The 14067-nt window shown below is 59.3% G+C and carries 14 protein-coding genes; 11 read left to right on the top strand and 3 right to left on the bottom strand.

Features of this window, described 5'->3' with window-relative positions:
- Positions 1 to 223: 223 nt before the first annotated feature.
- Positions 224 to 1060: an EamA family transporter gene (locus tag FHT86_RS09450; RefSeq protein WP_133706551.1), complete on the top strand. Its 837-nt coding sequence runs from the start codon at positions 224 to 226 to the stop codon at positions 1058 to 1060.
- Positions 1061 to 1099: 39 nt separating this feature from the next.
- Here FHT86_RS09450 and FHT86_RS09455 read toward each other — a convergent pair whose 3' ends face one another.
- Entirely contained in the window at positions 1100 to 1300 is a 201-nt protein-coding gene (locus tag FHT86_RS09455) for a hypothetical protein (protein WP_133706552.1), read from the bottom strand.
- Between FHT86_RS09455 and rplM the strand changes: the two genes are divergently transcribed.
- The 6 genes from rplM (at position 1299) to FHT86_RS09485 (ending at position 7041) form a co-directional block, all read left to right on the top strand.
- Positions 1299 to 1763 carry a 50S ribosomal protein L13 gene (gene rplM, locus FHT86_RS09460; protein ID WP_004122374.1) on the top strand — a complete coding sequence of 155 codons (465 nt, stop codon included), beginning with the start codon at positions 1299 to 1301 and terminating at the stop codon, positions 1761 to 1763. The two genes, FHT86_RS09455 and rplM, sit on opposite strands and share 2 nt — an antisense overlap.
- A 2-nt stretch (positions 1764 to 1765) precedes the next feature.
- The gene (gene rpsI / locus FHT86_RS09465) at positions 1766 to 2236 is read left to right on the top strand and encodes a 30S ribosomal protein S9 (RefSeq protein ID WP_133706553.1); all 471 of its coding nucleotides are present in this window, start codon (positions 1766 to 1768) and stop codon (positions 2234 to 2236) included.
- Positions 2237 to 2722: 486 nt separating this feature from the next.
- Positions 2723 to 3100, top strand: a complete 378-nt coding sequence (locus FHT86_RS09470; RefSeq protein WP_133706555.1) for an antibiotic biosynthesis monooxygenase — start codon at positions 2723 to 2725, stop codon at positions 3098 to 3100.
- Positions 3081 to 4034: an agmatinase gene (gene speB / locus FHT86_RS09475; RefSeq protein ID WP_133706556.1), complete on the top strand. Its 954-nt coding sequence runs from the start codon at positions 3081 to 3083 to the stop codon at positions 4032 to 4034. Before FHT86_RS09470 ends, speB begins: the two co-directional genes overlap by 20 nt.
- An 83-nt stretch (positions 4035 to 4117) precedes the next feature.
- Positions 4118 to 5044 (top strand): N-acetyl-gamma-glutamyl-phosphate reductase, encoded by a 927-nt coding sequence (gene argC / locus FHT86_RS09480; RefSeq protein ID WP_133706557.1) that lies wholly within the window; start codon positions 4118 to 4120, stop codon positions 5042 to 5044.
- A 461-nt stretch (positions 5045 to 5505) separates the two neighbouring features.
- On the top strand, positions 5506 to 7041 hold the full coding sequence (locus tag FHT86_RS09485; RefSeq protein WP_246779415.1) for a tlde1 domain-containing protein: 1536 nt from the start codon (positions 5506 to 5508) through the stop codon (positions 7039 to 7041).
- A gap of 36 nt (positions 7042 to 7077) precedes the next feature.
- Here FHT86_RS09485 and FHT86_RS09490 read toward each other — a convergent pair whose 3' ends face one another.
- A complete protein-coding gene (locus FHT86_RS09490; RefSeq protein ID WP_133706558.1) occupies positions 7078 to 8181 on the bottom strand; it encodes a COX15/CtaA family protein in 1104 nt (367 codons plus the stop codon).
- A 114-nt stretch (positions 8182 to 8295) separates the two neighbouring features.
- On the opposite strand from FHT86_RS09490, the gene FHT86_RS09495 reads away from it, so the two are divergent.
- Positions 8296 to 8505 carry a DUF2842 domain-containing protein gene (locus FHT86_RS09495; RefSeq protein ID WP_028755205.1) on the top strand — a complete coding sequence of 70 codons (210 nt, stop codon included), beginning with the start codon at positions 8296 to 8298 and terminating at the stop codon, positions 8503 to 8505.
- Between the two features lie 142 nt (positions 8506 to 8647).
- A complete protein-coding gene (locus FHT86_RS09500) occupies positions 8648 to 9907 on the top strand; it encodes a GNAT family N-acetyltransferase (protein ID WP_312862268.1) in 1260 nt (419 codons plus the stop codon).
- On the opposite strand, the gene FHT86_RS09505 is transcribed toward FHT86_RS09500, so the two are convergent.
- Positions 9908 to 12124, bottom strand: a complete 2217-nt coding sequence (locus FHT86_RS09505) for a GumC family protein (protein ID WP_133706560.1) — start codon at positions 12122 to 12124, stop codon at positions 9908 to 9910.
- Between the two features lie 193 nt (positions 12125 to 12317).
- On the opposite strand from FHT86_RS09505, the gene FHT86_RS09510 reads away from it, so the two are divergent.
- Positions 12318 to 12893, top strand: a complete 576-nt coding sequence (locus FHT86_RS09510) for a polysaccharide biosynthesis/export family protein (protein ID WP_133706561.1) — start codon at positions 12318 to 12320, stop codon at positions 12891 to 12893.
- A gap of 12 nt (positions 12894 to 12905) precedes the next feature.
- Positions 12906 to 14051, top strand: a complete 1146-nt coding sequence (locus FHT86_RS09515) for a glycosyltransferase (protein ID WP_133706562.1) — start codon at positions 12906 to 12908, stop codon at positions 14049 to 14051.
- Positions 14052 to 14067 lie beyond the last annotated feature (16 nt).

The following is a 14067-nucleotide window of genomic DNA, read 5'->3' on the forward strand; positions in this document are numbered from 1 at the left end:
TTCCCATGTCAATTAGAAACATCTCATGGTTGCGCGACCAACCAGAACAAAGATGGAACGATGGAACTATGCTTTTCCATTGATTTGCTGTGACAGGGGGCTACTGCTAAAAGCTTATAAGCCCGCACACTTGTTGCTTTCTGATGCATTGAGGATCAAATGGCAGCGGCATATCCGCAAATCGCCGAATTTCTATCCTTCGCTGCCCATTTCTGAGGTTTTCGTGTCCCTTGACGTTCTCGCTCTGGTTCTCTTCGGTGCCCTGCTACATGCGACCTGGAATGCGATCATCAAGGCCGGAACGGACAAGTCCCTGGATGCCGCAATGGTTGCAGCAGGCGGCGCGGTCACTGCCCTGCCCTTCCTGCCGTTTCTGCCGCTGCCGGCTTCGACCGCTTGGCCCTTCATCGGCGCATCGGCGATCCTGCAGTTCGTTTATTTCCAGTTGGTGGCTGCCGCTTACCGCGCTGGCGACATCGGCCTCGTATACCCACTGATGCGTGGGGTCGCGCCGCTGATCATCGTTTCGACCAGCGGTTTCATCCTGAAAGAAGCCCTGTCGGGCGGAGTACTGATCGGTACCATGACCATTTGCGCCGGCATACTGACGCTAGCTTTCGAGGCGCGAAAGGGCGGCCGGCAGGCGATAACCCTAGCGCTTTCCAATGCCGTGGTCATCGCCACCTATACTTATGTCGACGGCATCGGTGCTCGGATCTCCGGCAATTCCATTTCCTATACGCTGTGGATGTCGCTCTTGCCGCCTGTGCTTTTGTTCGCCTGGGCGATCTCGCGGCGCAGCGTAAGCGTGGTTGCCGCTCATGTCCGCTACAACTGGTGGCGTGGCCTGATCGGCGGGGCTGGCTCGATTGCCTCCTACGGCGTTGCGCTGTGGGCCATGACAAAGGCACCTGTTGCGACCGTTGCAGCCTTGCGCGAAACCTCGATCCTGTTCGCGCTAGTGATTTCCGCAGTTATATTGAAGGAGCGCTCAAGCATCTGGCGGTATGTTGCCGGTGCCATTATTACAGCGGGTGTATTGGTTTTGAAGCTCGCCTGAAATCAATCGATATGAGGTAAAATGATACCTTATTCATAACTATATGATTTTGCTTTGAAATTTTTCCAGCCGCAAAATTCCTTTATATTGACGTATCCACCTATCCACTTTATAAGCCACGCCAGATCGCAGCCTTTCCGGGCTGCTTTCTTTTTGGCGCGCTTTTCGCTCGCCAAACCAAGCAACAAGAAACGCCCTGATGCCTTCAGGTCCAGGGTCCCAAGAGAGAGTATTCAACATGGCAACCTTCTCCCAGAAGCCTGCAGAGGTGGAGAAGAAGTGGGTTCTCATCGACGCCGAAGGGCTGGTCGTTGGCCGTCTCGCTTCTATCATCGCAATGCGTCTGCGCGGCAAGCATAAGGCTACCTTCACGCCGCACGTAGACGACGGCGACAACGTCATCGTCATCAATGCCGACAAGGTCGTCTTCACCGGCAAGAAGTACGAAGACAAGGTTTACTACTGGCACACCGGTTATGCCGGCGGCATCAAGGAGCGCACCGCTCGTCAGATCATCGAAGGTCGCTTCCCGGAGCGCGTCGTTGAAAAGGCCGTCGAGCGCATGGTTCCCCGCGGACCGCTCGGCCGTCGCCAGATGAAGAACCTGCGCGTCTACGCCGGCTCCAACCATCCCCATGAAGCCCAGCAGCCGGTCGTTCTCGACGTGGCCAAGCTGAACAAGAAGAACGTAAGGAGCGCCTGATAATGGCTGATCTCTCTTCCCTGAAGGATCTCGGCACGACGTCGGAAGCAGCTGCTGCTCCGGTTCACGTCCGCAAGGTCGACTCGCTCGGTCGCTCCTACGCGACCGGCAAGCGCAAGGACGCCGTCGCCCGCGTATGGCTCAAGGCCGGCTCCGGCAAGATCATCGTCAACGGCAAGGACTACACGGCATACTTCGCCCGTCCGGTTCTGCAGATGATCCTGCGCCAGCCGATCGTCGCTGCTGCCCGTGACGGTCAGTTCGACATCATCGCCACCGTTGCCGGCGGCGGTCTTTCCGGCCAGGCCGGTGCGGTTCGCCATGGCCTGTCGAAGGCTCTGACCTACTTCGAACCGGGTCTGCGCTCGGTCCTGAAGAAGGGCGGCTTCCTGACCCGCGACAGCCGCGTCGTCGAACGCAAGAAGTACGGCCGCGCCAAGGCACGCCGTTCGTTCCAGTTCTCCAAGCGTTAATCGCTTATCCGAGATCGGATTTTGGAAAGGCCGGGTTCTACCCGGCCTTTTTGTTTTGTGCATCTTGGGCCACGGCCGCATGGTCATGCAGGCAAATCGCGCATTTTGTGGCACACTCCGGCTTTATCTAGGAAGGGGGCCGGGATGACATGGACGACGCTTAGGTTCATCTCATTGCTTTTGCTCGCAACGGTCGGCCCGGTGCCCGCTTATTCGGCGGATCCCGTCCAGACACCGGAAGGGGAGCAGACGCGGATGGAAAGCATGAAAGACTTCATGCGAGCCAATCCCGACTGCCAGCAATTCACCGATCAATGTTCATTCTGCACGGTCGCCGACGGAAAGGCTCAATGCTCGACACCGCAGATCGCGTGTATAAAACAGGCGTATCAATGCACGCTTCCGCCAAGCAAATAGGCGCGCACTGACCGCCACTTGCAATCTACACCTCCTGTCCTCTAGTTCTTTCCCTTCAGGAGACACGTCATGCCCCACAATCGCGCATCGCCTTTCGCCGCCACGCCGAAGCCGCCCTATTACATCGTTTCCTTTTCCTCCGTTCGTACCCGCGGCGACCATGGCTATGGCGCCATGGCGGACAGAATGGAGGAACTGGCACTTGCCCAGGACGGCTGTCTTGGCGTCGAGAGCGCCAGAGGGCCGGATGGCTTCGGCATCACCAATTCCTTCTGGCGGGACGAGGAGAGCATTCGCGGATGGAAGAACGTCGTCGCGCATCTGGCGGCGCAGAAGCTCGGGCGCGAGCGCTGGTATGAGCAATATCATGTTCGCATCGCGCGTGTAGAACGGGACTACAAGTTCAGCGTATCCGAGGGAGAATCTCGTGCCGAGCACGTCGATTGATCATGCCTTTACGGCCACTGGCCTGACATCCGCGGCCAGCGACCCGACCTTTGCGGGTGCGCTCTCCTTCATGCGCCGGCGTTTCACCAAATCGCTCGAGGGTGTCGACGCCGTCGTCTGGGGCATTCCCTTTGATGCTGCAACATCCAATCGGCCGGGAACGCGCTTCGGGCCGCAGGCTATCCGCCGCGCCTCGGCGATTTTCGACAATGATCCGCAATATCCTTTCCATCGTGATCTCTTCGCTGAAATGGCCGTCATCGATTATGGCGATTGCTTGCTTGACTACGGCAATCACCAGGAGACACCGGCGGCGATCGAGCGGCAAGCGAACACCATCCTCGATAGCGGCGCTTTCCTGCTTACGCTCGGCGGCGATCATTTTATCACCTGGCCGCTGCTGAAGGCGCATGCGGCCAAACACGGCCCTTTGGCGCTGGTGCAGTTCGACGCGCATCAGGACACCTGGTTCGATGACGGCAAGCGCATCGACCATGGCTCGTTCGTTGCTCGCGCCGCCCGCGACGGCCTGATCGATCCCGACCGCTCCCTACAGATCGGCATCCGTACCCATGCGCCTGACGATTATGGTATTCGGATTGTCTATGGCCACGAGGTCGAAGATATGGCTGCGGCCGATATCGCCTCGATGATCATCTCCCACACCAAGGGGGCGCCCACCTACTTGACCTTCGATATCGACTGCCTCGATCCGGCGTACGCGCCGGGCACGGGAACGCCTGTTGCCGGCGGTCCCTCGAGCGCGAAAATCCTGTCGACGCTGCAACATCTGCATCAGCTTGATGTCAGGGGCGCCGATGTTGTCGAAGTCTCTCCGGCCTATGATCATGCCGACATCACCGCCATTGCAGGGGCAACGGTGGCGATGTATATGCTCGGGCTCCACGCCGAAAGGCGCGCGAACGGCCGCTGATACCGGCCGTTATCATTTTGAATCAACTCCATGGCAAACTGAGTCCGGAAATACTCTGAACTGATTGAAAGAGCAGGATTAAAATGGCACCGAAAATCTTCATCGATGGCGAAGCTGGAACGACGGGTCTGCAGATCCGTGAGCGTTTGGCTACGCGCCGCGATATCGAGATTCTGTCCATTCCGGCAGAGAGCCGCAAAGACAAGGCAGTGCGTGCGGAGCTGCTCAACGCTGCAGACATCGCCATCCTCTGCCTGCCGGACGAAGCGGCCAAGGAAAGCGTCAGCCTGATTGCCAATGAGACGACGAGAGTGATCGACGCCTCGACCGCCTATCGTGTCGCCGAAGGCTGGGCCTACGGATTTCCGGAAATGAGCAAGGATCAGGCTGATGTCATCGCCAGAGCCAAGCGGGTTGCCAACCCTGGTTGCTGGCCGCAGGGCGCCATTGCTACGCTCCGTCCTCTGATCGAAGCCGGGCTTGTCGCCGCGGACTATCCGGTCACCGTTCACGGAATTTCAGGTTACAGCGGCGGCGGACGCTCGATGATCGAGGATTATCAGGCGAAGGGTGAAGACGCTCCGGAATATATGCCCTACGGTCTGACGTTCAAACATAAGCATCTGCCGGAACTGCAGGCCTACGCCAAGCTTTCGCGCGTTCCGCTGTTCCAACCAATCGTCGGCAATTTCGCTCAGGGCATGGTCGTTAGCGTGCCGTTGCAGCTTTCGGTCCTATCGACGATTCCGAAGGGCACTGAATTGCATGCGGCTATCGCCGACTACTATGCAGGGCAGAAGGGCGGCTTCGTCGAAGTCGCGCCGTTCGACAATCCCGAGCGGACGCCGGAGCTCAATCCGGAAATCTACAACAACACCAATCGCATGCGCTTGCACGTTTTTGCCAATGACGACAAAGCGCAGGCCATGCTCGTCGCCGTCTACGACAATCTCGGCAAGGGTGCTTCGGGAGCTGCGGTCCAGAATATGGACCTGATGCTGAACGCTTGAGGTTTCAGGCCTGATCAACATCACCAAAACTGAAGGAGCCTGACCAATCGCCTCATCCAGGTCGATCGGCCGGGCTCGACTTATTCCAGCTGAAATTATCTTCGGCGCCCCTGCTATTTAAGACATCCCAGATCATTGGCGGTCGCGATTTGAGATCGCCCTATTGGTGTGGATCCGGCGGATCGCGCCCTTTCCTGTATATTTTGTAACACTTTATTAGTCATTATCGATTGTTGGCCACAAATCAGCCCTTATCGCCTGTTCCCGCTTTCGCCGCCGCAACAGTCGCGGTGATCAGCACACTCAATTCCAAGATCGGGTCGGCGTAAAGGAATTGGTTACCATAATTCGGCATGCTTTCCGACAGCCGGCAAAGTGACGGCCGGACGCAGTTCTGCGTCCCGGCATAAGCGTTTTTTGTGAGCCGGTATGGTGCGTATAAAGTTTGGATAACGAGTATCATGGCGTTTGCGACCGAGACATTCGGTAACATCAATTCCCGTTCCGGAAATGCTTCGCGCCGGAATAAATCTCCAGGGATCAGTCCCGGTACCGTCGTCACCGGCGTCGCGGTGGTGGTTTTCGCGTGGGTGGCGGCAACGCTGATCACCACGCAATCGATGGTCCTGTCCCTCCCCGGCGCAGATACTACGCTGCAGGATTCGCTGACGCCGAGGGCCTCTGCCTTCATCGTTCCAGAGGAGCACATCCTGCATGCGGCGCGCCTTGCCAGTCAAACCGTGCCCATGGGCGGAAGAACACGGGTAAGCGGTATATCCACCGATGCGGAGAAGCGGCTGGCCATCGCACGTTCCAAAGCGATCCTGGCGCGCGGGCTGGTCAAGCAGCAATTGGCGAGCGCGCTATCGCAGCAGGCTTCAGATCTCGCGCGGGCTCAGGCGGCTTCGGCCATTGCCAAGAACGACGCACCGATCTCGCCGGAAACTGTTGCACATCTGCGCGATGTCGCCGCCCTCGCCCTGACAAATGCCGGGAAGTCCCTCATACAGAGCAAGATCGTTGGGGCGGCAGTCTCGATCACGGCCCTCGCCAGCTCTATCCCGCGGCCGGCAGAGGTTGCACTGAGCAACCCCGCAATCCAAGCCGCAGGGCCAAATTCGGCTGCCCTGGATCATTCGGGCAAGGACAGTCTACCGATCGCAGCATCGGCTAGCGATGCACCGCCCACCGAGATGGCGTCGGCCGCTCCATCGGCCGGAGCGATCGATCGCGCAGTTGCGGAGAGCCTCGCGACGAGCGCTTCCAGCGATCCCGCGTCGCAGCCCTTCGACATCATCCCGATACCACGTCCGGACCAGACGCCCGCCACAGATAATGCCGCATCGTCGGACGCCGGAACCATCGATCTTGCAGAAGCCGAAGACGCTTCGGTTGTCGAGGAACTACCTACCGTCGTGCCGCTGCCGCGTCCGGCCCGTGTCGTTGCAAGGGCCAGCGCCTCGGACAGCGCAAGCACGCCGGACGAAGCTGACACGTCGCCGACGCGCGCTTTGGCCTATGCCAAGCCGGACGAAGAGGTCAAGCGGTCGCGGTCGTCCCTCAACCCGTTCGCCGCCCTTAGCCAGCGGGGCGGAACCGCCATCTACGATATCTCGGCGGGAACAGTCTACCTGCCGAGCGGCGAACGCCTCGAAGCGCATTCCGGCCTCGGCTACATGCGTGACAATCCCCGCTACGTCGACCGCAAAAACACCGGCCCGACGCCCCCTGAAACTTATGACCTGACATATAGAGAAAGCCTGTTCCATGGCGTGCAGGCGCTGCGCCTGACACCTGCAAACGGCGCCCGCGTCTATGGCCGCGACGGCTTGCTGGCTCACACCTACATGCTCAGAGGAAGCCGCGGCGACTCGAATGGCTGCGTGGTCTTTAAGGATTACCGCCGCTTCCTGGCCGCCTTCAAGCGCGGCGAAATCAAGCGTCTGCAGGTGGTGGCGCGTCTGTCGTCGGCGCCCAGCAATATCGCCTCGCGCTGAGTTTTGCGAACCAGGAGGGCGAGGCGATCATGCGCCTCAACCCCTCACGGCAATAACCGTCTGGTGCGGATATTCGCCATAGAAACCGCGCCAATTGGCGATGGCAAAGCCGAAGACGATGAGAGCGCCGGCTTGATGGGCCAGCGCCAGATGCAGCGGCACCTGCAAGAGCAGCGTCGAAATGCCGAGGATCGCCTGGATGAGCACCAGCACGAACAGCACGACCGAACGGCGGGCATGCGTCGTCTGCGTTGCAGCGCGCAGCGAGATGATCATGTTGATCGCAACCACGGTGAAGAGCGCATAGGCGCCGAGGCGGTGGACATATTGCACCATCTTCGGGTTCTCGAAGAAATTGATCCAACCCGGTGATTGCGCGAACAGCCCGCCCGGCACCACAGCTCCATCCATCAGCGGCCAGGTATTATAGGAAAGGCCGGCGTCGAGGCCGGCAACCAGTGCGCCGAGATAGATCTGGAACAGCGCCATGAAGGCGATGAGACCGGCAAGTTTTGCCGAATAACGCGTCGGCGCCGGGTCGTTCGAATGCGGCGACAGCGCGCGCATGAACCACATGCAGGCAGCAAAGATCAGGCAAGCGGTGACAAGGTGGGTGGCGAGACGATACTGGCTGACGTCGGTGCGCGCTTCGAGGCCGGACGACACCATCCACCAGCCGATCGCGCCCTGCAGACCGCCGAGCACGAAAATACCGCCAAGCGGAAGCCACAGCTTCCGCTCGACGCGACCGGTCAGAACGAAGAACAGCAATGGCACTCCGAAGATGACGCCCATGGCACGGGCAAGCAGGCGATGCGCCCATTCCCACCAGAAGATGCCTTTGAACTCATCGACCGTCATGTCCTTGTTCAACTGCTGGAACTGCGGGATGCGTTTGTAGAGATCGAACTCCTCCTGCCATTCCTGCGCATTGAGCGGCGGGATGACACCATGGATCGGCTGCCATTCGGTGATCGACAGACCGGAATTGGTCAGACGCGTCGCCCCGCCGACCAGCACCAGAGCAAAGAGTGCCAAAAGCACGCAGGCAAGCCAGATGCGGATGGCGCGGCGATTGCGGTCCTGGCGGGCCACTTCCTTCAAAACGGCCTGTTCCGACGTGAAATTAGCGACAGCCATGGGGTCTCCCTTCAATCCGGCTGTTGATTTGCCTGATAGGGGCGTGCAAAACAAGTCCCGAGACTTTGCGGCATGCCGTCGCGGCGTCTCGTTTAAAAGAGGAAGACCAGTCCCTTGCCCCTTCGCCTGCGCAAATTCATCGGCATGATCCTGCTCGTTCTGCTGGTCGTCATCTATGCGATCGTGGCGATGATCGTGGCGGTGCGCACGCTTGGCGACCAGCCCGGCTGGGTGCATTTCCTCTATTTCCTGTTCAGCGGCATCATCTGGGTGCTGCCCGCAATGGGGATCATCAAGTGGATGGCCGGGCCGCGCCCGCAGTAAGAGCCTGTATTCAAGCGATTTCGGATTTACGTAGAGATAACCGTGATCAACGGGAAACCTGCCTAACCATCGCGCCTTAAACCAAAAATAAGCTGCCTGCTCCAAAGATTGCATGCGAATGCTGTCCGATTGGAGATGCCAGGTGCAAACGCAGAAGCTCGACATCGCAAACGTGCCCATTGCAGGGGCACTGCGTAGGGACATGGCATCCGCCGCTGCGCGGTCTGCGGCAGGGGACGGCATGCGCATCGAAATCTTCGACAGCATGCCACCGCTGGAAGCCGAGTGGCGGGCATTGGAGCAAGACGATCTTGCTTCGCTCCATCAGAGCTACGACTGGTGCGCCGCCTGGGCCGAGACCTTTCGGCATCCGCTGGCCATCATCCGCGGCTCTTTCGATGGCCGCACCGCCTTCATCCTGCCGCTCGAAATCATCCGCACCCAAGGTATTCGTCGAGCCGAATTCATCGGTACCCGGCACAGCAACATCAATACCGGCCTGTTCTCCGCCGAATTTCTGGGGACAACAGGCAATGGCCTTGCGGCATCGCAACAGGCAGAGATTGTGCGGGCGCTGCGGGGCAAGGCCGACCTAATGGTCCTGCGCAATGTGCCGCTGGACTGGCGCGGTCGCAAAAGCCCCCTCGCCTTGATGCCAGCCATCCAGAACCAGAACCATGCTTTTCAACTGCCTTTCCTCGGCGCCTTCGAAACGACTTTGAAGCAGGTGAACGCCAAGCGGCGGCGCAAGAAATTCAAACATCAGACCCGCATTCTCAACGACAAAGGCGGTTATGACTATGTAATCGCGGCGCCTGATCAGCGGGATGCGCTGCTCGAGCTGTTCTTCCGGCAGAAAGCGGTTCGCTTCGAAGCGGCCGGCCTACCGGATGTGTTTCAGGATGCGCCGACCCAAACGGTCCTGCACCGCCTGCTGGCGCTCCGAGATGGCGACCGCTATGCCGCCCTGGAGATGCACGCATTACGGCTGAAGGGCGAGCATGAGGGGCATATCCCGGCGGTCGCAGCCCTGTCACGCAAGGGCGATCACGTCATCTGCCAGTTTGCATCGATCGACGAGACACTGGTTCCGGAGGCCAGTCCCGGCGAACTGCTGTTCTGGTTGATGATCGAACGGCTACACCACGAGGGCGCCGCCCTTTTCGATTTCGGCATCGGCGACCAAGGCTACAAACGCTCGTGGTGCCCAATGGAAACGACGCAGCACGACCTGATCCTGCCAATTTCGGCGGTGGGGCAAGTGGCGGCTTTCGCACAGCGTGGGGTGACGCGCGCCAAAGCGTCCATCAAAGCCAATCCGCAGCTCTATGGGTTCATCCAGCGGCTGCGGGCGCGGCAAGGCGGCAGCGATACCTCGGTGGAAGAGGTAGAGAAGGATTGATCAGGCCGCGTGTTGACGAGCGTCAGGGCCATGCTCCTCGCGCCAGCCGGACATCAGGATGATGTGCTCATAACCGGCCTTCTGGAATTCCGTCATTGCCGCAATGAACTGGTTTTCGTCCGGCTCCGGCATGGAGAGAACGATTTCCGTATCCTTGCTACGCGTCAGCCTCGCGACGCCCGAGACATCGGCGGCGCCGCATTCGACGAGGACGATATCATAGGCCGAGCCGAGCGCATCGAGGATCAGCGACAACCGGTCGGCGCCGCGCATAGCACGGCCGACGTCGCTGGTACCCTGCGGCACGAGATGAGCATCGGAGAGACGGTCGGGATGAATGGTATCCGCAAAGGCAGTCTCACCGCAAAGCAGATCGGTCACCCCGGAAAGGCCGGCAGTTTCGGCCATCAGCCGTGAGGGGCAGCCGGTTCCGGTCATATCGACCAGTACGATGCGGCGTCCGGCATCGGCGATAGTGCGGGCCAGCATCACGGTCGCCGTGGAACCATTGTCGCCGGTCGGTGATATGGCAATGGCAAGACGGGAGTCGCGTTCGACCAAATAATCGGCGACCGACTGAATGGAAAAATCCTCTTCGTCTTCCGCCTCCTCAACGGCCTCCTGTGGCCGGTGCCCAAGATCGACTGCTCCTTCCATCTCCCGCGCCAACGCCTCATCGGCAGCGACAGAGAGCATGCTTGCCGGCACTTCGCCTTGACGCGATGCGGCTGCGACTTTCGCGGGAGCAGCTTCGACAATGGTTTGCGAATTAGCGGCAGTTTCCCTCCGGACCAGAACTTCACGATCGACCGGACCGACCGGACGCAACGCGCGGCCACTGAAGAGCTCTGCCAGCATGATGACGATGGAGGTCAGAATAAAGGTCGCAAGCGTGGCGACGACGACGATCGGCCCGATCTTCGGGAAATAGGGATCGACCGGTTCCACAGCCTTGGAAACCACGCGGGCATCCGCCGGGCTCGAATTCTTATCGACGCGAGAAGCGGCTTCGCGGTAGCGGGCGAGATAGGTTTCCAGCAATTGCCGCTCGGCAGCTGCTTCACGTTCCAGTGCATTGAGGCCGACTTCATCTTCCCCTGCCCGGGCGCTATCGGACTTCAGCGTGTTCGACTGCGCCACAAGCTGCTGTTCGCGCAGTTGTGCCACCTTGGCTTCATTCTCGATGCTGGCAAGGATCTTCTTTGTTTCGCGGTCGATCTGCTGGCGGATATCGGCGAGTTGGGCGCGCAGGCTTTTCAGCCGCGGGTGGCCATCCATCAGCGTCGTCGAAAGGTCCGAGATTTGCGATTCCAGATTGGACTCTGTCGCTTTCAGTCGCTGGATAGTCTGCGAGCCCGAAACGTCGGCAAGCGTATCGGTGGAGCGGCCGGTGGCGAGCGCGTTGCGCACGCCTTGGGCACGCGCCTCGGCATTGGCCCTGTCGCCGCGCACCTGCGCCAATTGGCCGGAAATATCGGCAAGCTGCTGCGTCGCGAAGGTATTGTTGTCACTGGTCTGCAGCAGACCGTTGGCGGAGCGATAGTCGGCAACCTTCTTCTCGGCTTCGTTGACCTTGTCGCGCAGATTGGCGATCTCAGGCTCCAGCCAACGCGTCGCCTCGCTATTGGAATCGAGCTTCGCGCCGCTCTGCGTCGACAGATAGACCTGAGCCATGGCGTTCGGGACGCTGGCCGCCAAATCCGGATCGCGGGAAGTGAAGCTGATGCCGATGACGCGCGAGCTATTGATCTGGTAGACCTGCAGCTGATTTGTGAACGCGTCGAGCATCCGCTCTTCCGGCGCCTTGTCGAGCGGGTTCTTTTTCAGATGCAGTTTGACGAGAATATCGGAAAAGGCCGAGTTGTTGGCGTCGGCGAACTCCGGCCGCTCGTAGAGCTTGAGATTGGTAATCACCTGCTTGATGAGATCGGCCGATTGCAGGATCTGCACCTGGCTGGCGATGTTGAGTTCATCGAGCAGCGGACCAGAGCTGGCATCGTTGTTCTGCGTCGTTGTCGCAAAAGCCGGCGCGCGCTGCTCAATCAGGATGCGTGTTTCACTGCGATATTCAGGCGAGACGACCTTGGCGACGGCAAATGCCAGACAAGCACCGACGAGCGTGATGGCGATGACGCGAAGCCGGCGCTGCCAAACGGCGCGAAAAAGCTGTGCGAGGTCGATATCGACATCCTGCTGGCTATTGTTGACGCCGGGCATATACAAGAACTCCGTAATATAAAGCCAGAATTAAGCGTAAACGACTATGGTAACCCAAGCGTTAATAGTACTTTCCATGTATTATTTTCGAAATTTCTAATAAAGAACATGGAATTTTTCTTGCTCTTTACCGACCGTTAACCCTAACGGATCGATAACGACGACAGTGATTTTCATCTCCTGTGAGCGCGAAATGCCCTTCGCAAAGCCAAAGATTGTCCTAGCACTCGGCATGGCTGCCGTGAGCGCTGCGCTCAGTGGCTGCAACACCTATCAGCCGGCGCCGAAAGCCTTCAGTGAAGCAACGATTCAGCCCTACACGCTGGATAGCGGCGACCGCCTGCGCGTCACCGTCTTCGACCAGGAAGGTTTGACGAACACCTATACGGTCGATCAGGCCGGCTACATCGCCTTCCCGCTGATCGGCCAGGTCCCTGTGCGCGGTCGTACGCAGCAACAGCTTTCCGGCCAGATCGCGCAGAAACTTCGTCAAGGCTATATCCGCGATCCCGACGTCACTATCGACATCGATCGCTACCGCTCGGTCTACATCATGGGCGAAGTCGGCCAGCCCGGTCAGTATTCTTATGTGCCTGGCATGACGATACAGAACGCCATCGCGGTTGCCGGCGGCTTCAGCAGCCGCGCGAATCAGTCCAATGCCGACGTCACGCGCAAGATCAATGGTCATGTGATGACCGGGCGGGTCGGCATCTCCGATCCGGTCCTGGCGGGAGACACGATCTATGTCCGCGAACGGCTATTCTAACCGTTCCCGATCATGGCAAAACCGCTCCGCATCCTTCATTGCTTCAGGTCTCCGGTCGGCGGGGTGTTCCGCCATGTCCGCGATCTGGCGGAGGAACAGAGCAAGGCGGGACATGAGGTCGGTATTCTCTGCGATAGCCTCACCGGCGGAACGCATGAGGATTTGCTGTTCGACGATGTCAGGCCCTTCCTCTCGCTCGGCGTGACGCGCCTGCCGATCAAGCGTCACATCAGCCTGTCCGACGCCACGACGCTCTGGAACAGCTACAACAAAGTCAAAAGTTTGCGGCCGGATGTGCTGCACGGGCACGGCGCCAAAGGCGGCCTGCTTGCGCGCATCCTCGGCTCAGCCTTGCGGGTGAACAAGTATCGCGTAGCCCGCCTTTATACTGCGCATGGCGGCAGCCTGCATTTCTCGCGCGCCTCGCCACAAGGCCTGTTGGTCCACACTTTGGAGCGGCTGCTGGAATTTCTGACCGACGGGCTGATCTTCATCTGCGAATTCGAGCGCCGAAGTTACGAAAACAAGATCGGCAAGCCCCGAACGCGCACCGCGATGATCTACAACGGCATCAGCGAGCGCGATTTCCGGAACATACCCACGCGATCGGACTCCGTGCATTTCGTCTATATCGGCATGCTGCGGGACCTAAAAGGTCCCGATCTGTTTGTGGACGCCTTCGCCAAGACCGAACGGCAGATCGGCCGGCCTCTATCCGCATTGATGATCGGCGACGGACCGGACAAGGATAAATATCGTACCATGATGATCCAGCGGGGCCTTGGGCACCGCATCGGCATGCTGCCGGCCATGCGCGTGCATGAAGCCTTTTCCATGTCGCAGAATGTCGTCGTCCCGTCACGCGCTGAAGCCATGCCTTATATCGTGCTGGAAGCCTTGGCGGCCGAGAAAGCGGTGATCGCCTCGCGTGTCGGCGGTATTGCCGAAGCGCTTGGTGAGCACAGCCCTGCACTCGCGGAGTCAGGCAATGCCGACGATCTTGCTCGCGTCATGGCGGCGGCGATTACCGAGCCGACGTGGCGTCAGCAAACCATGCCGGATACCGAGACGATCCGATCGACATTTTCGGCCTCGGTGATGGCAAGAGATACTATAGAATTATATTATAATATACTTGCATACAGCGACGAACATTAGAATACAAACAAGTGTT

This window comes from Rhizobium sp. BK313, assembly GCF_014193655.1.
In the GTDB taxonomy this organism is placed as follows: domain Bacteria; phylum Pseudomonadota; class Alphaproteobacteria; order Rhizobiales; family Rhizobiaceae; genus Rhizobium.